The sequence below is a fragment of the Mesorhizobium sp. 10J20-29 genome, assembly GCF_054130485.1.
Map to the genome: position 1 here is coordinate 3,820,362 of NZ_CP199156.1, position 17,926 is coordinate 3,838,287.

Here is a 17,926-nt window from a genome sequence, read left to right on the forward strand (position 1 = left end):
GATGCGCTGGCGCACCGCGACCATTACCGGGATCGTGCGGCGCTCGCCGACGGTCTCGAGCTTCTTCTTCGCCACGCCGCACCACTTGCCCTTTGTCGCCGGCCAGCATGTGGCGGTCCGCCTGACAGCGCCGGACGGCTACCGCGCCCAGCGCAGCTATTCGATCGCCTCCGCGCCGGAGGAGACAGGTCATCTGGAACTCGCCATCGAGCGGCTCGACGACGGCGAGGTGTCGCCCTTCTTCCACGATGTCGCCAGGGTCGGCGACGAGATCGAACTCAGCGCGCCGCTCGGCGGCTATTTCATCTGGCAGTCGGCCGATGGCGGGCCGATCCTGTTGGTCGGCGGCGGCGCAGGCATCGTGCCCTTCATGTCGATGGCGCGGCACCGGGCCAACAGCGGGTCGAAGGCGCCGATGGTGCTTCTGTTCTCCGCCCGCACGAAGGCCGACCTGATCTTTGGCGACGAACTCGCGGCGCTGGCCGGCCGGGCGGAGGGCTTTCACCTCATCGCGACGCTGACACGGGAGACCGCGCCACCGGTCGGCGTGCTGAGCGGCAGGATCGACGCTTCGATGATCGAACGCGCCCTGTCGCAGCTCGGCGGGTTGCCGGCGCGCACCTTCATCTGCGGCTCCAACCCTTTCGTCGAGAACGCGGCGACCCGTTCAATCGACGCGGGCATCGCAGCCGGCCGTATCAGCACCGAGCGCTACGGCATCTGAACCGGTGCCTTGCGACGGCGCCAGAGGGCGAAAATTCCTTACGTTAGGGCACCAAACGTTAACGCCGTTCCGCTACCAGTGCAGCGAATGGATAATGCGAAGAGCGACATGTCCTCTCTATTCTGGCGCTGCAGCACCCTGACGAGGATCGTCGTGATCTTTTCGGTGGTGATGTGCAGCGCCGAACTGCTCGTTCTGGCCTATTACCGCAATCACGGCGCCGAGAGGATCCAGAGCGAGCTGATCCTGTCGGGCTGCATCACCGCCATCGTCTCGCTGCCGGTTATCATCTACGTGATGTTGCAGACCGACACGCTGCGCTCGCTGACGGAGCGGCTCGCGCATCTGAGCGAGACGGACCAGATGACCGGACTGCTCAACCGGCAGACCTTTCTCGACAGGCTTGAACTAGGCCTTTCCGACCCGGTCCTCGGCCGGCAGGGCGGCGTCTTCGCCTATGTGGATGCCGACCATTTCAAGCGGCTCAACGACCGTTTCGGCCATGTTCTCGGCGACAAGGTCATCCAGCTTCTTGCCGAGCATATCCGTGCCGCCACCCGCGAGGGCGACCTCTGCGCACGCCTCGGTGGCGAGGAGTTCGGCATATTTCTCGCCGGCGCCAGCCTCGATGAGGCTGCGGAGATTGCCGAAAGGCTGCGCCGCGACGTCAGCGAATCGGAGCGTGCCCTCGGCATTCCCGGGATCACGCTTTCGGTTTCGATAGGGCTTGCGGCGCATCGGCCGGGCGAGGCGGCCATGGCGACGATGCAGGCTGCCGACCTCTGCCTCTATGCGGCCAAGCGTGAGGGCAGAAACACGGTGGTGATCGAGCGGCAGCGCTATCGCGCCGCCTAGCGGCGACGGCTGTCGGGGCAGCATGGGGTTGATGAGATGGCGCGGCGCCCGGCCAGTCCCGTCAGGCTGCGGACCTGCGCGGATTAACGGCGAAACCTGAGATCAGGCGGCAGAGATCCGGCTCGTTCAGCATGCGAGCGGCCTGCTGCGGTGTCACCCACTTGCGCTTGCGCTGGCGCTTTTCCTTCCATTTCTCGGCAATCGCATCCACCTCGAGTGCGAAAACGACCACTTCGCAGGGCACTTCCTCGCCCGAGCCACGCATCTTGGCGTAATAGTATCGCCCGGCCTCCTGGCGCGAGACTGCACCCGAAACGCCAGCCTCCTCAGCGGCTTCCCGCGCAGCTGCATCGCAAAGTTCCTCGCCGGGGTCCGGCCAGCCCTTGGGAAGTATCCAGCGGCCGGTGTCGCGGCTGGTGATGAGGAGGAGCTCGACGCCGTCGTCGAGGCGACGCCACGGCAGCGCCGCGACCTGCAGCCGGCACGGCACGCTGCCGAAGAGCCGTCTGACCCTCTCGAACAGATACTGTGCCGATAATGCGTTCATCAACGTCAAAGGGGGAAAAACCCCCCGCCCCGATTCGTTTGCCGCCTTACGAATATTACGGTTAATGGTAAGAAAAAGAACTATAAAATCCGTAAACAACGGTGCGCGGCGCGAGCCGCGGCAGCTGCCTGACCTGTGCAGTCAAACATGATTCGTCCCCGCCAATGTGACAGGGACGCCCAATGCGAGGGGAAAGTGCCGGGGCCGGCGATCAGCCTACGTGATCCTCGGCGATCGGCTTCTGGTAGGTGAAACCCATGTCCCAGGGGAAGTAGATCCAGGTGTCCTGGCTGACCTCGGTGACGAAGGTGTCGACCAGCGGACGGCCTTTCGGCTTGGCATAGACGGTGGCGAAGTGTGCCTTCGGCATCATCGCGCGCACGATGGCCGCGGTCTTGCCGGTGTCGGTCAGGTCGTCGATGATGAGGACCTTCTCGCCCTCGTCCTCGAGCAGTGCCGGGGAGACCTCCTTGAGCACCTGGAGCTGACCCTGCGACGTGTAGTCGTGGTAGGAGGCGACGCAAACGGTCTCGATGACGCGGATGCCGAGTTCGCGCGAAATGATCGCCGCCGGCACCAGTCCACCACGCGTGATGCAGACGATCGCCTTCCACTGCGATTTGCCGCCGCCGGCGAGCCGCCAGGCGAGCGCTCGCGCATCGCGGTGGAACTGGTCCCAGGAAACCGGGAAGGCTTTTTCGGGAAGCGACATGGGTTCTGCACTCCGGAGGCGCCCACTGGCGCGGAATGCGCGGGCAATTAGCTGGAAACGCGGGGTGTTGGCAACCCCGCCGCGCCCTAGCGGGACAGGAAGGTCGTCACCGGCATCGACTGCACCGCGGTGCGGGTGACGCCGCCGAAGATGAGTTCGCGCAACCAGGAATGGCTGTAGGCACCGAGCACGACGAGATCGGCGCCGGTTGCGGCGAGCCTGTCGACGATCACCTTGTCGGCGCTCCGTCCGGCCGACTCCTCGGTATGCACGGTGACATCCGCGCCGTGGCGGGCGAGGGCGGCGGCGATGTCGGCGCCCGGTGCCGCAGCTCCGTCGGCGTCCGCCGGATCGATGCACAGGATTTCGGTCCGCTCCGCCTCGATGATGAAGGGCAGCGCGTCGAAGGCCGCGCGCGCCGCCTCTCGGCTGCCGTTCCAGGCGACGATGACGCGTCGGAAGGAACTCAGGCAGGGTGCATCGTGAGGCAGCACCAGAACCGGCCTGCCGGCGTCGAACAGCAGGGCTCCTATGTCGGGCGCCGGGCCCTCGGGCGCCGCCTGCGAGGCGATGACGAGGTCGCTGCAGCGTGCGACCGCGATGCCGGCATGGGTAGGGTCGCTGGAAAAACTCTCGAGGCTCTGCCATTCGGCGTCGACCCCGGCGTCTGACGTCGCCTTCGTGAAGATCGCCGCGATTTCCTGGGTTCGTTCGCGGTTGGCTTCGGCCGTTGCCTCGATCAGTTCCGTGTCGGGAAAGCCGATTGCCGAAACGTAGGGAACCGGCAGCGTCTCGGCATGGAGGCCGATCAGATGGGCGCCGAAGCGCTCGGCGATGGCGCAGGCGCAGCCGCAGACCCGCTCCGCGCCCTCATTGTCCTGGATGATGGTGAGGATGGTCTTGAAGGACATGGCAAGCTCCTGGCGCGTAAGGCATGGCAGCGCCTAGCTGCGCACGCCGCTTCCTGACGGTCAACAGGCCAGGCCCTAGGCCAGGTTGGACGCCTTCTGCTGCCGATCGAGATCGGCGAGCATGGCCTCGATGTCGGTGCGCGCCGCATCGACCGCTTCCTGCGTGCGGGCCCGCACCACGAGTTCGGTCCAGAACTTTCCGTCGAGATACTTCGGGTAGGAGCCGATGATCGTGTCGGGATGCGCCTTCTGGATCGCGCCCAGCGGGCCGCCGACCATGCCTTCGCCGTAGCCGCAGGGCACCGTGGCCGAGATCAGCTTGGCACCGGTCTTCAGCGTCGGCACGACATTGTCGAGCATGGCCTGGAAGATCGACGGCACGCCGGCCATCACGTGGACGTTGCCGATGCGAAAGCCCGGCGCGATCGACACCGGGTTGTCGATGTGGGTTGCGCCCTTGGGCATGCGTGCCATGCGCTTGCGCGCCTCGTTGAATTCGATGCCGCGCGCCGCGTAGCTGGCGCCGAGCAGCGCGATGGCCTTGTCGTCGTAGTCGCAGGGCACGCCGAACGCCTTGGCAACGGAATCGGCGGTGATGTCGTCATGCGTCGGGCCGATGCCGCCGGTGGTGAAGACGTAGGTGTAGCGCTCCCTGACCGCATTCAGCGCAGCGACGATGTCGCCCTCGTCGTCGGAGACGATCCGCACTTCCTTCAGGTCGATGCCGATGGCGGTCATGATGTCGGCCAGGTGCCCGATATTGCGGTCCTTGGTGCGGCCGGAGAGGATTTCGTCGCCGATCACGATCATGGCGGCCGTTACGATATCGGGCATATCTGCAAGATCCCATCTGATGTTTCCGTCCAGATAGACCGCTGCAGGCCGTCCGGCAATGTTCGTCGTTTTGTGAACGAACTGTCGGCAACCGGTGGCCTTCCACCGAACGATGCGGCCCCTAGATTGCCCTCCAGGCATTCCGCCTCAACACATCCTCCCCATTCACAAACCGACGGAGAAGACGATGGCTAAGATTCTGGTGCTCTACTATTCGAGCTGGGGCCACATGGAAAAGATGGCGAAGGCCGCCGCCGAAGGAGCCCGCGAAGCCGGCGCCGACGTGACAATCAAGCGGGTCAGGGAACTGGTGCCCGAGGACGTCGCCAAGGCCGCCTATTACAAGCTGGACCAGGACGCACCGATCGCCGAGCCGCTGGAACTAGATCAGTATGACGGCATCATTCTCGGCGTCTCGACGCGCTTTGGTGGCATGGCCGCTCAGATCAAGAACTTCTGGGACCAGACCGGTCCGCTCTGGGCGAAGGGTGCGCTGGTCAACAAGGTTGCGACCGTCATGTCGTCGACCGCGACCCAGCACGGCGGCGCCGAGATGGCGATCATCAACGCGCAGGTCCTGCTGCAGCATCACGGCATGGTCATCGTGCCGCTGTCCTATGCCTACCAGGGCCAGTCGGGCAACGACGTGGTGCGCGGTGGTTCGCCCTACGGCATGACCACGACCTCGGAGACCGACGGATCGCGCCAGCCTTCCGAGCAGGAACTCGAGGGCGCAAAATTCCAGGGCAAGCGCATGGCCGAGATCACCGCCAAGCTGCACGGCTGATACGGGTGCCGACAGGGTGTGAAGCGGGCGGTCCGGTTGGGGCCGCCCGTTTTTGTTGCCGAGGGCGCGGCCAAGTGGACCTTGCCGAAGCGCGTCGCGACGTTAGTCTGCACGCGAATCCTTCGCGGAGAGACGATGACCTATTTGAGCGCCATGGGCTGGGTTGCCAGCGCGGCCTTCCTCATTGTTGCGGCCGTGGTCGGCTATTTCGTGGTTGCGACCCGTCGTATTGCCGCCGATGCCGAGCGAATGGTGCCGGCCTCCGGAAAATTCGTCACCGTCGGCGGCGATCGCATCCACTATGTCGAGGCGGGCGAGGGCCCGCCGATCCTGTTCATCCACGGGCTGGGCGGGCAGCTCCATCATTTCCGCCACCCGCTCTTCGGCGAACTCGACGGCTACCGGCTTGTCGCGCTCGACCGGCCGGGCTCGGGCTACTCGACGCGTTCGCACTCCACGTCCGGACGGTTGCCCGAGCAGGCCGAGACGATCGTTGGCTTCATTCGCGAACTGGGTCTCGAAAAGCCGCTGCTCGTCGGTCATTCGCTCGGCGGCGCGGTTGCGCTGACGGTCGCCGTCAATCATCCGGAAACGATCTCGGGCATCGCGCTGCTGGCGCCGCTGACCCACATGGAGGCGACGGTGCCTCCGGAGTTCAAGGGGCTCTATATCCGCTCGCCGCTGCGCCGCTGGCTGATGGCGCATACGCTGGCCGTGCCGGCCTCGCTGAAATATGCGCCGCAGACGCTCGATTTTGTCTTCGGACCGCAGAAATGGCCGGCCGACTACATCGTCGAGGGCGGTGGCATGTCGGGACTTCGGCCGAGCCACTTCTTCGCCACTGCGAGCGACACGGTGGCAATCGAGCACGACCTGGCGCACATCGAGGCGCGCTACGGCGAGATTTCCCTGCCCGCCGGCATCCTGTTCGGCTCTGCCGACCGCGTGCTCGACCACGAGAAGCACGGCGTGCCGATGCAGGCTGCCATTCCCGGGCTCGACCTTGAGATACTGGAGGGCATCGGTCACATGCCGCAATTCGTCGCCCGCGATCGCGTCGCCGCCTTCATCAGGCGCATCGCCGAGCGTGCGTTCGGCGAACGCAAAGCGTCCGGACAGGGATAGGTAGCTGCGCGCCGGGCGCCCGGCGGAAGGGCGGGGCCGCCGAATTCCGGTGGCACCCCGGGATTGTCGAGGAAATCGGCGAGCGGCGGGCGCTCGGCTTGCACGGACAGCAACCTGGGCTGGTGCGGACGGCGGGGATCGAACCCGCAAGGCCATAGGCCGAGGGATTTTAAGTCCCTTGCGTCTACCAGTTTCGCCACGTCCGCGTGGCCAACCTTTTCAAGCCTGGGAAAGGGATCGTCAAGGAGCCTTGGTGCGCGGGGCAACAATCCTTGCGGAGGGACGCGAAACGGCCGACGGGCATACCCCTGAACCCAACGCCGCACGCCGGCTTTTGATGTCCCGCGTCCCCGACCATCATGTGCATCAGGCACGTTGGAATTGCCATCTAAACACAAAATTAACCTTACACGACAAGGTTAATTGCCGTTTACACTTTCATTTATCTGGCGGTAGCGAGCAACAGGCTTCGAAAGATCTGCCGTTGGGGAAGTCTTCGCGAAGTGCCGGAGGCCGCCAGGCGCTGGCCAAACAGCCTTCGGCTTGGCAATGTCGCGCCAACAGGAGTCGGGGCGATGTCGCAGAACAGGAAATTCAACAAGCCGCAGCCTTGGGCGGACATGGCAACCACGCTGGTCGACGTCGCGACCGGGCGCAAGCCGGCCGATCTCGTGGTACGCGACGGGCGCTGGGTCAACGTCCATTCGGGCGAGATCATCGCCGGCACCGACCTCGCGATCGTCGGCGGGCGCTTCGCCTATTGCGGCCCTGACGCCAGCCACGCCATCGGCGAGGGGACGACGGTCGTGGATGCCGGCGGGCGCTATCTGGTGCCCGGCCTCTGCGACGCGCACATGCATGTCGAGAGCGGCATGGTGACGGTGACGGAGTTCTGCCGCGCCGTCATCCCGCATGGCACCACCTCGATGTTCATCGATCCGCACGAGATCGCCAACGTGCTGGGGTTGGCCGGCGTCAGGCTGATGCATGACGAGGCGCTGGCCATGCCGGTCAACGTGCATGTGCAGATGCCGTCCTGCGTGCCTTCCGCGCCGGGACTTGAGAATGCCGGCGCCTCGCTCGGCGTCGCCGATGTCGCCGAGGCGATGACATGGGAAAACATCATCGGGCTCGGCGAGGTGATGAACTTTCCGGGCGTCATTGCCAATGACCAGGTGATGGCAGGCGAGATCGCCGAGACGATCAGGGCCGGCAAGACGGTCGGCGGGCACTACGCCTCGCCCGATCTCGGCCTGCCGTTCCACGGCTATGCCGCAGGCGGACCGGCCGACGATCATGAGGGCACGCGCGCCGACGACGCCATCGCGCGGGTGCGCCAGGGCATGAAGGCGATGCTGAGGCTGGGCTCCGCATGGTACGACGTCGCCGAGCAGGTCAAGGCAGTGACCGAGGGCGGCATCGACCCGCGCAATTTCATCCTCTGCACCGACGACAGCCATTCCGGTACGCTGGTCAGGGAAGGCCACATGGACCGCGTCGTGCGCCACGCCATCCAGCAGGGGCTGAAGCCGGTGACGGCGATCCAGATGGCGACGCTCAACACCGCCGAGCATTTCGGGCTGGCGCGCGAGACGGGGTCGATCGCGCCGGGACGGCAGGGCGACTTCCTGATCGTTTCCGACCTTGCCGCCATGACGATCGACGAGGTCTATGCGCGCGGCGTGCTGGTGGCGAAGGATGGCGCACTGACCATCGACATCCCGGCCTATGACTACCCCGAGAGCGCCCGCAACACGGTGCATCTCGGCCGCAAGGTGGCAGCGGAGGACTTCGACATCGCCGCACCGGCCGGCGCCAACGAGGTGCGGGCGCGCGTCATCGGCGTCATCGAGAACCAGGCGCCGACAAAGGCGCTCGAGGCCGACCTGCTGGTCGAGGACGGGCTGGTCGCCATGGACCGAAAGAACGATGTCTGCCAGATCGCCGTGGTCGAGCGGCATCGCGGCACCGGCAAGGTGAGCAACGCCTTCGTCTCGGGCTTCGGCTACAAGAAGGACTGCGCGATGGCATCGACCGTGGCGCATGACAGCCACCACATCATCGTCGTCGGCACCAACAAGCGCGACATGGCGCTCGCGGCCAACCGTCTCGCCGAGGTCGGCGGCGGCTTCGTGCTGTTTTCGGAGGGCAGGGAACTGGCGCTGGTCGAAATGCCGATCGCCGGCCTGATGTCGGACGAGCGGGCCGAGATCGTCGCGGCCAAGGCCGAGAAGCTGACCGAGGCGATGCGCGCGGTCGGCTGCGACCTGAACAACGCCAACATGCAGCACTCGCTACTGGCGCTTGTGGTGATCCCGGAACTGCGGATTTCCGACGTCGGGCTGATCGACGTCAGGACCTTCGAGAAGGTCGATCTGTTCGTCTAGTGGGCAGCAACCCGGCGGGACTTGACGCAGGGTCACCGCTTTCAACAAAATGCTAAGGAATTTTCGCGCCTAATGCCGCCGACACAAAACAGGCAGCAGATGACATGACACGCATAGCTACGTTTCTCGCGATATTCGCCCTTTTCACGCAGGTCTCCACGGCCGCGGCGGCCACGTTGACGGCGACGGTATCGCTGTCGTCCCAGACGATGACGGTCACCCACCGCGGACGGGTAATCGGGCGCTGGCCCGTTTCCACCGCGCGGCGCGGCAAGGTCACGCCGACCGGCGCCTGGACGGCGAAATGGCTGTCGCGCCACCACAAGTCGAGCCGCTACAACAATGCGCCGATGCCTTATTCGATCTTCTACAACGGCAACTATGCCGTGCACGGCACCTACCAGACCAAGCGTCTCGGACGTCCGGCCTCGGCCGGCTGCGTGCGCCTCTCGCCGGCCCATGCCGCGAAGCTGTTTTCGCTGGCGCGTTCCGAGGGTCTGAAGAACACGCGCATCGTCGTCCGCCACTAGGCGGACGCTCCCGGCGAACCGGCGGCGCCACCCTACTGGTTGGTGCCGATCGTCAGCACCTTGAACGGCGTCGTGATGATGATCTCGGCGACTGAGCCGACGGCCTTGCCGACATCCTTGCCGAGCGTGTCGATCGGCTGCTCGCCCTGCGTTTCGGCCGAGGCAAGGCTCGCCGGCACCTTCAACTGGTCGCCGAGCAGTTGCACCAGGATCGGGTTGTCGGCGAACTTGGCGTGGTTCAGCCGGTCGCTCGACTTGATGCTGGTGAGGTCGACCACGGTCACGCCGAGGCTGGCGAGGTCCTCGGCATCCGAATAGTCGCCGACACGCGCCTTGTCGCCCGCGATGAGCCGCGAGATCTTCAGCGCCCGGTCGTCGTCCGACAGCAGCACCGCGAAAGGCCGGTCCGGCTTGCCGTAGCGCTTCATCTGCTTCTTGAAGACGTCGACGTCGATGTCGGGCGAGGCCAGAACGACATAGCCGAGCTTGCCGCCCAGGTCGCGGTCGCCGGCAATGGCGAGCTGGCGCAGCGTCTCCATGGTCAGCCAGTTGCCCATCGAGTGGGCGATGATGTCGATGCTCTTGGCCGGCGACTTCGCCAGCATGCGCAGCGTCGCTTCGAGATCGTCGCGCGCGGCCGTGGTGCTGTTGTTGTCGTAGACGTAATTGGTGGTCTTGGCCGCCGAGGCCCAGGAGAACAGCACTGGCGTGCCCGGATACTGTGTGTCGTTGACGATCTGCGTGATGCGGTAGACGCCGTCGTCGAAGCCGGTGTTGTAGCCGTGCACGAAGACCAGGACGCGATCGTCGCGCTGGGCGATATCGACGCCGACCGCCTGCCCGAAATCCTGTTCGGACGGATAGTGGACGACGTCCCGAGCGGCAAAATCGGTCGCCGGGTTGCCCGGCTTTCCGTCCTTGGCGCGCTCGATGTTTCCGGTCTGGTGGCCCTCCGGCACCGTCACGTCGACCTTGGCGAAGTTCAGCGTCGGCGACCGTCCGCTGTCGAAGACGACGCTGGCATTCTCCGCCTGGGTGCGCGTCGTCGCCACGAAGATGGCGTGGCGCGAGCCAACCGCCGTCTCGGGCGCCGGCGCTGCCTGCACGGCGATGAGCTCGTGATGACGGCTGTTGCCGCAGCCGGCGAGCGCGACGGCGCAGGCAACGACGATGATCGATTTCAGACGCACGGACATACCCTCAAGCGCCCCCCGGCACCTTCGCTGATCGCCCGCATAGCCTTGGCCCGACCCGGGGTCCACCCCCGAATGCGCCGGGCCTCGATGCTCAGGAGCCCTTGAGCAGCATGTTGATGCGGTCGGTGACGACACGGTCGCTGGCAAAACCGTCGTCCTCGCGCAGGCGCTGCCCAAGCAGCTTCACCATCTCCGGATTGTCCGCGAACTTGGTGTGGTTGAAACTGTCGGCGCCCTTTGCCTTCGACAGGTCGACGACGACGACGCCATAGTCGGCAAGGTCGGCAGCGTTCTTGTAGTCGCCGAGGCGCGGCTTGTTGCCGGCAAGGATGCCCGACAGCCGGAGCGCGCGGTCGTCGTTCGACAGCAGCAGGAAGAACGGCTTCTTCGGCTTGCCGTACTGGCGCATCTGGCTCTTGAAGACATCGACGTCGATGTCTGGCGAGGCGAGCACAACATCGCCGAGCTTGCCGCCGAGGTCGCGGTCGCCGCGGATGGCCAGCTGGCGCAGCGCCTCCATGGTCACCCAGGTGCCCATCGAATGCGCGACGATGTCGATGCGCCGCGCGCCCGACTGGGCGAGCACGCGCAGCGTGACCTCAAGCTGGTCGCGCGCCACGCTGGCGCTTTCGCGGTCGTAGACATAGTCGGTCGAGCTGCCGCCCGAGGCCCAGGAGAACAGCACGGGCGTGCCGCCGTAATTCGAATCATGCGCGATCTGCGTCGCCCGGTAGACGGCGTCGTCGAAGGCGGTGTTGTAGCCATGGATGAAGATCATGGCGCGACCGCCGCGTGCCGCGATGTCGGCGCTGAGCGCGTTCGAGAAATCGGGCTGTGTCTCGTAGGCGACGACATCGGTGGCGGTGAAGAACTGCAGCGGGTCGTCGGGCTTGCCGGGCTTGTGGCGCTCGATCTGGCCGGTCTTGTGGACCTTCGGCACGGTGACGTTGACGCGGGCGAAGTTGAGCACCGACGAGCGCGAGTTGTCGAACACCTTGCCGGTGTTCTTGGCGAAGTCGCGGGTGGTGGCGACGAAGATGCTGTGATTGCCGGAGATCTCGGTCGGCGAGACCTGCACCGACGAGGTTCCCAGCATGTCGGCTTCGGGCTGCGTGATGCACCCCGTGACCAGAAGTCCCAGCAACACGACGACGAACCTGTTCTTCAACACTCTTGACTGCTCTCCGGCCACGCGCGGCCCAAAAATTTGGCGGAGCCTTCCCGGACAGCCCGAACAAGGCATTTGCATGGCGAGAGGCCGGAAAATCCGCTAGCGGGCGACGACGGCCATGGCACTGTTGCGAGAAAGCCAAAACGGCGGCAGGAAGGCGGGAATGTTGGAGAAGGGCAGGACCTCCGGCTTCAGCCTGATTCCCAACTCGCCCGCCATGAAATCGCGGCGCTGCTGGATGCGGCTCCAGGCTTCGGGATAGCGCGCCGAAAGCTCCTCGCGCAGCGCTTCGTCGGCAAGCGCGATACCGTCCTCGATGTTGGTGGTGAAGAAGGGCGTGCCGGTTGCCGGGATGACGTCGACCTGCAGCGCCATGCCCGAGCGCAGCGGAATGTCCGAGCCCTCGTAGACCGGCGAATGCATCCATTCATCGAGATGGATGAGGTGGCCCGGATTGAGCGAAACGCCGAAGAAGGGGTCGCCGATGCGGTCATGCACCGCCTTCCAGAGCGCGCCGCCCGCAACGCCGATGCCGATCGTCTCGTACCAGTCGACGACGGCGGCGAAATAGGGGGCGACAAGGCGCTCGACATAGTCGGCAATGTCTTTCGGCAGCTCTGAAGCGTCTTCGACGAGAAAGCCGGCGCGCGCGTTGAGCGCGCCCTGCACGCCATAGGCGACCGTCACCGGGTCGCCGCGTTCGATGATCTCGAAGGACGGGCTGGGCAGGCCGTAGAAAGCGCGGCTGCCCGAACTCAGCATCGGATGGCAGCTCTGCGGCAGGCCGTTCATGCCGATCAGCCTCGCGGCGGCGAACCCGCTCATGCCCGGGCGGATGCCCTCGATCACGTTGCGCACGCCCTGCGAGGTGAAGGTGGCGGCAAACTCGAAGGCGGCCAGCTGGTCGGCCTCGTTGATCGAACGAAGACCGTCGGCAGGGTCCATCAGCAGTCCGGCGGCGTTGACCACCGCGCCCCCGGTGCCGGCCACGGCGCGCAGCGCATCGGCGACGAAGGAGGGCAGGTCGAGCGCGGTTTCGCCGAGCCCCGCATCCTCGGGCGTGAACGGCTTCCAGCCTATGGCGCCTATGCGCTGCCCGTCGCGCAGGCCGCAATCGGCAAGGATGTCGCCCAGCGCACGGATGCGGTCACGCGGCTGGCCCGGCAGCGAGAAGGTCTGGTAGAGCACGCGCTCATAGGGTCCGGCACACAGTTCGGCATAGCCCCAGCCCTCGTTGCCAACGAGCAATTGCGGCGTGCGGCCGGGCACGATGACCAGCAGCGTTTCCTCGAAGCGCGGGTCGTAGCCGCTGAGATAGGCGACATTCGCCGAATGCTCGCGGTCGCCATAGACGGCGAAGGCGTCGAAGCCGGATGCCGTTCCGCGTTCCAGCAACGCCTCGATGCGCTCGGCGTGGAGCCCGGGAGCGAGTGCGGGCTGGACCGAGGGTTCACCAAATTCGGGGAGCGCGACCTTCTTCAGTCCGACTGCCAGTGCCATGATCCGACTCCGCTGCGCCTGCTGCCGTCACGGTGGCTTCGTCGCGGTCGATATGCAATAGCGAAGGCGCGGCCCCGAGAGGGCCAGACTGCAACGCTCCGGGGATTTATCGATGGCCGGATTTTCAGCCAGGGTTGCGACGGCGGCCGAGGCAGTGCGGGCGCTGTTTCCCGAGACGCCGTTGCAGGAAAACGACTATCTATCCAAGCAGACCGGCGCACGAATACTTCTGAAGCGCGAAGATCTGACCCCGGTGCGCTCGTACAAGATCCGCGGCGCCTTCAATTTCTTCCGCAAGGCGCTGGCTGCCGGCAACAAGGCCGAACTCTTCGTCTGCGCCTCGGCCGGCAACCACGCGCAGGGCTTTGCCTTCGTCTGCCGCCATTTCGGCAAGAAGGGCGTGGTGTTCATGCCCGTGACGACGCCGCAGCAGAAGATCGACAAGACGCGGCTGTTCGGCGGGGAGTTCGTCGAGATCAGGCTCCATGGCGACTATTTCGACGCCTGCCTGCGCGCCGCCCAGCAGTTCTCCGAGGAGAGCGGCGCGCACATGGTGCCGCCCTTCGACCATTCGGACATCATCGAGGGGCAGGCGACCGTCGCTCACGAGATCGCCGCGCAGATGCCGGGCGGCGAGGATCCCGACATCCTGGTGCTGCCGGTCGGCGGTGGCGGGCTGGCGGCCGGCGCGACGCGCTATTTCGGCGAGAGGCAGGCTGCGACGCGCTTCGTCTTCTGCGAGCCTGACGGGGCGCCGAGCCTGCATGAGAGCCTTCTCGCCGGCAAACGGGTGAAGCTGCCCGCAGTGGACAATTTCGTCGACGGCGCGGCGGTCGCCGAGATCGGCCGCGAGCCGTTCCGCTACCTGAAGGATTTTCCCGCCGACAGCACGCGGCTGATTCCCGAGAACCGGCTCTGCGCGACGATGATCGAGATGCTGAACATCGAGGGCGTTGTGCTGGAACCGGCAGGCGCGCTGGCGATCGACGCGCTGAAGGACTTCTCGCGCAAGGAACTGAAGGGCAAGACGGTGGTCTGCGTGGTCTCGGGCGGCAATTTCGATTTCGAGCGGCTTCCCGACGTCAAGGAGCGCGCGCTGCGCTTCGAGGGCCTGAAGAAATACTTCGTCTTCCGGTTTCCCCAGCGCCCCGGCGCCCTGCGCGACTTCCTCGACCTCCTTGGTCCCGATGACGACATTGCCCGCTTCGAATACCTGAAGAAGTCGGCGCGCAATTTCGGCTCGGTGCTGATCGGGATAGAGACCAAGGACCGCAGGAATTTCGACGCGCTGGCGCGTCGCTTCGACGAGGCCGGCTGGGGCTACCAGGACATTACGGACAACGAGGAGATCGCGGGGCTGGTGATTTGAGCGGGACGGTTTTCGTCGTGCTGTTTCGCGGCGTCGGCGGAGCCACGCGACTACCGGTGGCGCTGCTGCGCGCGGCGCTGACCGAGGAAGGGTTCGGCAGCGTGGAAACCTACATCAACTCGGGCAATGCCGTGCTGGCGTCCGGATCCAGCGCCATCGAGACCCGCAGGAGGATCGCCGCCATCGTCAAGGAGCGGTTCGGTTTCGAGAAGGACATCATGCTGGTCAGCCGCGCAGACTGGACCAGGCTGGTCGCCCGCAACCCGTTTCCCGAAGCGGTCGCCGAGCCGACGACGCTGCATGCCTTCGTGCTGGCGGGTGCGCCGGAAGCCGCCGCTGTCGCGGCGCTCGAGGCGCGCGCGACGGAGCGGGAGAGGGTGGTCGTTGAGGGACGCACGCTGTACTTCCACGTCCCGGACGGCTTTGGCAGGTCGAAGCTGCCGCCGGTCATCGACCGCGTCCTCGGGGTCGCCTCGACCGCGCGCAACTGGCGCACGGTCATGGCGCTTGATCGGATGGCGCAGGCGACCTGAGCGACGACCGGTCGGCTACCAGCTGCCGGTGTTGGGCATCGAGGCCCAGGGTTCGGCCTTCTCCAGCGCCGGGCCCTTCTGCAGCAGTTCGATCGAGATGTTGTCGGGAGACTTGACGAAGGCCATGTTGCCGTCGCGCGGCGGCCGGTTGATCGTGACGCCCTTGTCCATCAGGCGCTGGCAGGTCTCGTAGATGTTGTCGACCTCATAGGCGAGGTGGCCGAAGTTCCGGCCCCCGGTATATTCCTCCGGGTCCCAGTTGTAGGTCAGCTCGACGAGCGGCGCCTTGCTGTCGGTTGCTGCCGCGATATCGTCCGTGGCGGCGAGGAAGATCAGCGTGAAGCGGCCCTGCTCGCTCTCGTGCCGGCGAACTTCCTTCATGCCCATTTTGCCGACGTAGAAGTCCAGCGAGGCGTCGATATCGGTGACGCGGACCATTGTGTGAAGATAGCGCATGGCGACTCCTGTCGTTTGAAGAGGCCGGAACATATGGCGCGGGCGGCTTGCTCGGCAACCGGGAAATCTCTCCGGTTGCACGCAGCCACAAAGAACACATCCAGTATTTGTCTGGGCAAATGTGAAAAAACCGAAGCCCCGGCCCTTGCGCATCTGACGGCGCGCAGTGTTAATCTTACAGACAGAATCAGCGGTGGTAATTGACGACAGGGGGCGTTCTTATGGGGGAAAAGGCCTCTTTCAGGAGGCAGGACGAAGCCACGAACGAAGAACGGAAGGGCGCCGAGAACGACGCTTCTACCGGGGTGGTCGAGGTTTCGGGGGCAATCAAGTGGTTTGACGTAGCCAAAGGCTACGGGTTCATTCTCCCCGACGACGGCGATATGGGGGACATCCTCATACACGTAACCTGTCTCAGGCGCGACGGATTTCATACAGCCTTGGAAGGCGCTCGCATCGTCTGCCTGGTCAAGCAGGGCGACCGCGGACTGCAGGCTTTCAGCGTCATTTCGATGGACAATTCGACCGCCGTACACCCTGCCGAAATGCAGGAACAGCGCACGCATGTGGTGGTGACACCCGAGAGCGGTCTGGAGCGCGCGCTGGTCAAGTGGTTCAACCGCACCAAGGGGTTCGGATTCCTGACGCGCGGCGAAGGCACGGAAGACATCTTCGTGCACATGGAAACGCTGCGGCGCTACGGACTGACCGAGCTCAGGCCGGGACAGGTGGTGCTTGTCAGGTTCGGCCGCGGCGACAAGGGCCTTATGGCTGCCGAAATTCATCCCGATATCGGTACCTTGCCGGTCTCGCACTAGGCGCGAGCCGGCCAGGGGTGCCTCAATGCTGCGAAATACCTTGCTGGCCGTGGCGGCCATCGCCGTCATCGTTGCCGCACTCGGCTTCTACCTCAATCTCCCGCAACCCGTTTCAGCCGGCCAGGCGATGCGGCTGCCGGTCGACCCGGCCCCGCTGGTTGCCAGCACGTCCTCCGGCACGCATTCCTTCACCGTCGAGATTGCCGACGACCCGAGCGAGCGCTCGGCCGGCCTGATGTTCCGCCAATCCATGGACGACGACCGCGGCATGCTGTTCGTCTTCGAGCAGACTCGGCCCGTCCAGTTCTGGATGAAGAACACGCCCATGCCGCTCGACCTCGTCTTCATTGGCGCCGACCGCAAGGTGCGCGACATCCTGCCCGGCGAACCTTTCTCGGAGGCGTCCATCGGGCCTGATGAGCCGGTGCGTTTCGTGCTCGAACTGAAGCGCGGCACCGCCGAACGGGCCGGCATCCGCAGCGGCGACACGCTCGACCACCCAGTGATGGACGTCGCTGGCGCGTCCGGGGGGTAGAGCTGGTTTCGATACTGAAAGGACTGGCTGGCGCCATGCAGTTTTTCGAGCACGACGGGTTCAGGCTGGCCTATATCGACCAGCAGGCGGAGGCGGGCGGTGAGCCCGTGCTGCTGATCCACGGCTTCGCCTCGTCGCATGTCGTGAACTGGGTCTCGACGGGCTGGGTGAAGACACTGAACGACGCAGGCTACCGGACCATCGCCTTCGACAACCGGGGCCACGGCCAGTCGACCAAGAGCCACGAACCGGCCGACTACGAGCCCACCAAGATGGCAAGCGATGGCGCGGCGCTGCTGCGCCATCTCGGGGTCGATCGGGCGCATGTGATGGGTTATTCGATGGGCGCGCGTATTGCAGCGTTCCTGGCAATGGCCGAGCCCCGGATGGTGGCAACGCTGGTGTTCGGCGGGCTGGGCAGCGGCATGGTCGACGGCGTTGGCGAATGGGACCCGATCGCCGAGGCTCTGCTTGCCGAAGATCCCGCGGCGATCACCCATGCGCGCGGAAAAACCTTCCGCGCCTTTGCCGACCAGACCAGGAGCGACCGCCACGCTCTGGCAGCGTGCATCACCACGTCGCGTGAGCTGCTCAGCGAAAACGACGTGGCCGGCATCGCCCAGCCGACGCTCGTCGCGGTCGGCACCAGGGACGACATCGGCGGTTCGCCCGAGGGCTTGGCAAGGCTGATGCCGAACGCGGAGAGCTTTGCGATAGAGGGCCGCGACCACATGCTGGCGACGGGCGACAGGAGTTTCAAGGAACGTGTCGTGCGCTTCCTGGCGCAGCACCCGATCGCGCCGCGCTGAGCGTTCGGGAGCGCCGGCGCTGACCGCGCCGACCCATTGCGATCACGAGTTCTTCACGCAAATGTGAGGAAACGCGGGCTATCGTCAGTCGACGGCTTGACGGCCATTTCACCGCAACCTATTGAAG

At 65.4% G+C, this 17,926-nt stretch carries 19 protein-coding genes and 1 tRNA gene; 11 read left to right on the plus strand and 9 right to left on the minus strand.

Going from position 1 to position 17,926, the window contains the following annotated elements; translation table 11 throughout:
- The first annotated feature begins 1 nt into the window (after position 1).
- Together ACT2BZ_RS18270 and ACT2BZ_RS18275 are read left to right on the plus strand one after the other, a co-directional pair.
- Positions 2-724, plus strand: coding sequence for a ferredoxin reductase (locus ACT2BZ_RS18270; RefSeq protein WP_457936647.1), 723 nt, complete (start codon positions 2-4; stop codon positions 722-724).
- Positions 725-832: 108 nt separating this feature from the next.
- On the plus strand, positions 833-1,579 hold the full coding sequence (locus ACT2BZ_RS18275) for a GGDEF domain-containing protein (RefSeq protein ID WP_457936649.1): 747 nt from the start codon (positions 833-835) through the stop codon (positions 1,577-1,579).
- 61 nt (positions 1,580-1,640) lie between these two features.
- Here the strand turns inward: ACT2BZ_RS18275 and ACT2BZ_RS18280 are convergent, their stop codons facing one another.
- The 4 genes from ACT2BZ_RS18280 to ACT2BZ_RS18295 all read right to left on the minus strand — a co-directional run bounded on the left by ACT2BZ_RS18280 (position 1,641) and on the right by ACT2BZ_RS18295 (position 4,583).
- The gene (locus ACT2BZ_RS18280) at positions 1,641-2,126 is read right to left on the minus strand and encodes an NUDIX hydrolase (RefSeq protein WP_457936650.1); all 486 of its coding nucleotides are present in this window, start codon (positions 2,124-2,126) and stop codon (positions 1,641-1,643) included.
- 211 nt (positions 2,127-2,337) lie between these two features.
- The gene (gene gpt, locus ACT2BZ_RS18285; protein ID WP_457936652.1) at positions 2,338-2,838 is read right to left on the minus strand and encodes a xanthine phosphoribosyltransferase; all 501 of its coding nucleotides are present in this window, start codon (positions 2,836-2,838) and stop codon (positions 2,338-2,340) included.
- An 86-nt stretch (positions 2,839-2,924) separates the two neighbouring features.
- Positions 2,925-3,749: a universal stress protein gene (locus tag ACT2BZ_RS18290; RefSeq protein ID WP_457936654.1), complete on the minus strand. Its 825-nt coding sequence runs from the start codon at positions 3,747-3,749 to the stop codon at positions 2,925-2,927.
- 75 nt (positions 3,750-3,824) lie between these two features.
- Positions 3,825-4,583 (minus strand): competence/damage-inducible protein A, encoded by a 759-nt coding sequence (locus ACT2BZ_RS18295; protein ID WP_457936655.1) that lies wholly within the window; start codon positions 4,581-4,583, stop codon positions 3,825-3,827.
- 187 nt (positions 4,584-4,770) lie between these two features.
- Here ACT2BZ_RS18295 and wrbA point away from each other — a divergent pair, with 187 nt between their 5' ends.
- Positions 4,771-5,370: an NAD(P)H:quinone oxidoreductase gene (gene wrbA, locus ACT2BZ_RS18300; RefSeq protein WP_457936656.1), complete on the plus strand. Its 600-nt coding sequence runs from the start codon at positions 4,771-4,773 to the stop codon at positions 5,368-5,370.
- Between the two features lie 135 nt (positions 5,371-5,505).
- The gene (locus ACT2BZ_RS18305; protein ID WP_457936657.1) at positions 5,506-6,495 is read left to right on the plus strand and encodes an alpha/beta fold hydrolase; all 990 of its coding nucleotides are present in this window, start codon (positions 5,506-5,508) and stop codon (positions 6,493-6,495) included.
- A 120-nt stretch (positions 6,496-6,615) separates the two neighbouring features.
- Here the strand turns inward: ACT2BZ_RS18305 and ACT2BZ_RS18310 are convergent.
- A tRNA-Leu gene (locus ACT2BZ_RS18310) sits at positions 6,616-6,701 on the minus strand.
- Positions 6,702-7,070: 369 nt separating this feature from the next.
- On the opposite strand from ACT2BZ_RS18310, the gene ade reads away from it, so the two are divergent.
- Positions 7,071-8,882, plus strand: a complete 1,812-nt coding sequence (gene ade / locus ACT2BZ_RS18315) for an adenine deaminase (protein WP_457936658.1) — start codon at positions 7,071-7,073, stop codon at positions 8,880-8,882.
- Between the two features lie 113 nt (positions 8,883-8,995).
- Positions 8,996-9,412 carry a L,D-transpeptidase gene (locus ACT2BZ_RS18320; protein ID WP_457941377.1) on the plus strand — a complete coding sequence of 139 codons (417 nt, stop codon included), beginning with the start codon at positions 8,996-8,998 and terminating at the stop codon, positions 9,410-9,412.
- 32 nt (positions 9,413-9,444) lie between these two features.
- Here ACT2BZ_RS18320 and ACT2BZ_RS18325 read toward each other — a convergent pair whose 3' ends face one another.
- The 3 genes from ACT2BZ_RS18325 to ACT2BZ_RS18335 all read right to left on the minus strand — a co-directional run bounded on the left by ACT2BZ_RS18325 (position 9,445) and on the right by ACT2BZ_RS18335 (position 13,279).
- On the minus strand, positions 9,445-10,602 hold the full coding sequence (locus tag ACT2BZ_RS18325; protein ID WP_457936659.1) for an alpha/beta hydrolase: 1,158 nt from the start codon (positions 10,600-10,602) through the stop codon (positions 9,445-9,447).
- Positions 10,603-10,699: 97 nt separating this feature from the next.
- Entirely contained in the window at positions 10,700-11,704 is a 1,005-nt protein-coding gene (locus ACT2BZ_RS18330) for an alpha/beta hydrolase (protein ID WP_457941378.1), read from the minus strand.
- A 174-nt stretch (positions 11,705-11,878) separates the two neighbouring features.
- Positions 11,879-13,279 (minus strand): aminopeptidase P family N-terminal domain-containing protein, encoded by a 1,401-nt coding sequence (locus ACT2BZ_RS18335; RefSeq protein WP_457936661.1) that lies wholly within the window; start codon positions 13,277-13,279, stop codon positions 11,879-11,881.
- A gap of 112 nt (positions 13,280-13,391) precedes the next feature.
- Here ACT2BZ_RS18335 and ilvA point away from each other — a divergent pair, with 112 nt between their 5' ends.
- On the plus strand, positions 13,392-14,648 hold the full coding sequence (ilvA, locus tag ACT2BZ_RS18340; protein ID WP_457936662.1) for a threonine ammonia-lyase IlvA: 1,257 nt from the start codon (positions 13,392-13,394) through the stop codon (positions 14,646-14,648).
- Entirely contained in the window at positions 14,645-15,181 is a 537-nt protein-coding gene (locus tag ACT2BZ_RS18345; RefSeq protein WP_457936664.1) for a DUF1697 domain-containing protein, read from the plus strand. Before ilvA ends, ACT2BZ_RS18345 begins: the two co-directional genes overlap by 4 nt.
- Positions 15,182-15,196: 15 nt before the next feature.
- Here ACT2BZ_RS18345 and ACT2BZ_RS18350 read toward each other — a convergent pair whose 3' ends face one another.
- On the minus strand, positions 15,197-15,637 hold the full coding sequence (locus ACT2BZ_RS18350) for a VOC family protein (protein WP_457936666.1): 441 nt from the start codon (positions 15,635-15,637) through the stop codon (positions 15,197-15,199).
- A gap of 221 nt (positions 15,638-15,858) precedes the next feature.
- Here ACT2BZ_RS18350 and ACT2BZ_RS18355 point away from each other — a divergent pair, with 221 nt between their 5' ends.
- The 3 genes from ACT2BZ_RS18355 to ACT2BZ_RS18365 are packed head-to-tail and all read left to right on the plus strand — an operon-like array spanning position 15,859 to position 17,799.
- Positions 15,859-16,455 carry a cold-shock protein gene (locus ACT2BZ_RS18355; protein ID WP_457936668.1) on the plus strand — a complete coding sequence of 199 codons (597 nt, stop codon included), beginning with the start codon at positions 15,859-15,861 and terminating at the stop codon, positions 16,453-16,455.
- Positions 16,456-16,480: 25 nt separating this feature from the next.
- The gene (locus ACT2BZ_RS18360; RefSeq protein WP_457936670.1) at positions 16,481-16,990 is read left to right on the plus strand and encodes a DUF192 domain-containing protein; all 510 of its coding nucleotides are present in this window, start codon (positions 16,481-16,483) and stop codon (positions 16,988-16,990) included.
- A 35-nt stretch (positions 16,991-17,025) separates the two neighbouring features.
- Positions 17,026-17,799, plus strand: coding sequence for an alpha/beta fold hydrolase (locus ACT2BZ_RS18365; RefSeq protein WP_457936671.1), 774 nt, complete (start codon positions 17,026-17,028; stop codon positions 17,797-17,799).
- Positions 17,800-17,926 lie beyond the last annotated feature (127 nt).

Bases quoted from the DNA above. Each gene is read 5' to 3' on its own strand.
- ACT2BZ_RS18270 (WP_457936647.1), top strand. From the start codon at position 2: ATGCGCTGGCGCACCGCGACCATTACCGGGATCGTGCGGCGCTCGCCG.
- ACT2BZ_RS18275 (WP_457936649.1), top strand. From the start codon at position 833: ATGTCCTCTCTATTCTGGCGCTGCAGCACCCTGACGAGGATCGTCGTG.
- ACT2BZ_RS18280 (WP_457936650.1), bottom strand. From the start codon at position 2,126: ATGAACGCATTATCGGCACAGTATCTGTTCGAGAGGGTCAGACGGCTC.
- gpt (WP_457936652.1), bottom strand. From the start codon at position 2,838: ATGTCGCTTCCCGAAAAAGCCTTCCCGGTTTCCTGGGACCAGTTCCAC.
- ACT2BZ_RS18290 (WP_457936654.1), bottom strand. From the start codon at position 3,749: ATGTCCTTCAAGACCATCCTCACCATCATCCAGGACAATGAGGGCGCG.
- ACT2BZ_RS18295 (WP_457936655.1), bottom strand. From the start codon at position 4,583: ATGCCCGATATCGTAACGGCCGCCATGATCGTGATCGGCGACGAAATC.
- wrbA (WP_457936656.1), top strand. From the start codon at position 4,771: ATGGCTAAGATTCTGGTGCTCTACTATTCGAGCTGGGGCCACATGGAA.
- ACT2BZ_RS18305 (WP_457936657.1), top strand. From the start codon at position 5,506: ATGACCTATTTGAGCGCCATGGGCTGGGTTGCCAGCGCGGCCTTCCTC.
- ade (WP_457936658.1), top strand. From the start codon at position 7,071: ATGTCGCAGAACAGGAAATTCAACAAGCCGCAGCCTTGGGCGGACATG.
- ACT2BZ_RS18330 (WP_457941378.1), bottom strand. From the start codon at position 11,704: ATGCTGGGAACCTCGTCGGTGCAGGTCTCGCCGACCGAGATCTCCGGC.
- ACT2BZ_RS18335 (WP_457936661.1), bottom strand. From the start codon at position 13,279: ATGGCACTGGCAGTCGGACTGAAGAAGGTCGCGCTCCCCGAATTTGGT.
- ilvA (WP_457936662.1), top strand. From the start codon at position 13,392: ATGGCCGGATTTTCAGCCAGGGTTGCGACGGCGGCCGAGGCAGTGCGG.
- ACT2BZ_RS18350 (WP_457936666.1), bottom strand. From the start codon at position 15,637: ATGCGCTATCTTCACACAATGGTCCGCGTCACCGATATCGACGCCTCG.
- ACT2BZ_RS18355 (WP_457936668.1), top strand. From the start codon at position 15,859: ATGGGGGAAAAGGCCTCTTTCAGGAGGCAGGACGAAGCCACGAACGAA.
- ACT2BZ_RS18360 (WP_457936670.1), top strand. From the start codon at position 16,481: ATGCTGCGAAATACCTTGCTGGCCGTGGCGGCCATCGCCGTCATCGTT.
- ACT2BZ_RS18365 (WP_457936671.1), top strand. From the start codon at position 17,026: ATGCAGTTTTTCGAGCACGACGGGTTCAGGCTGGCCTATATCGACCAG.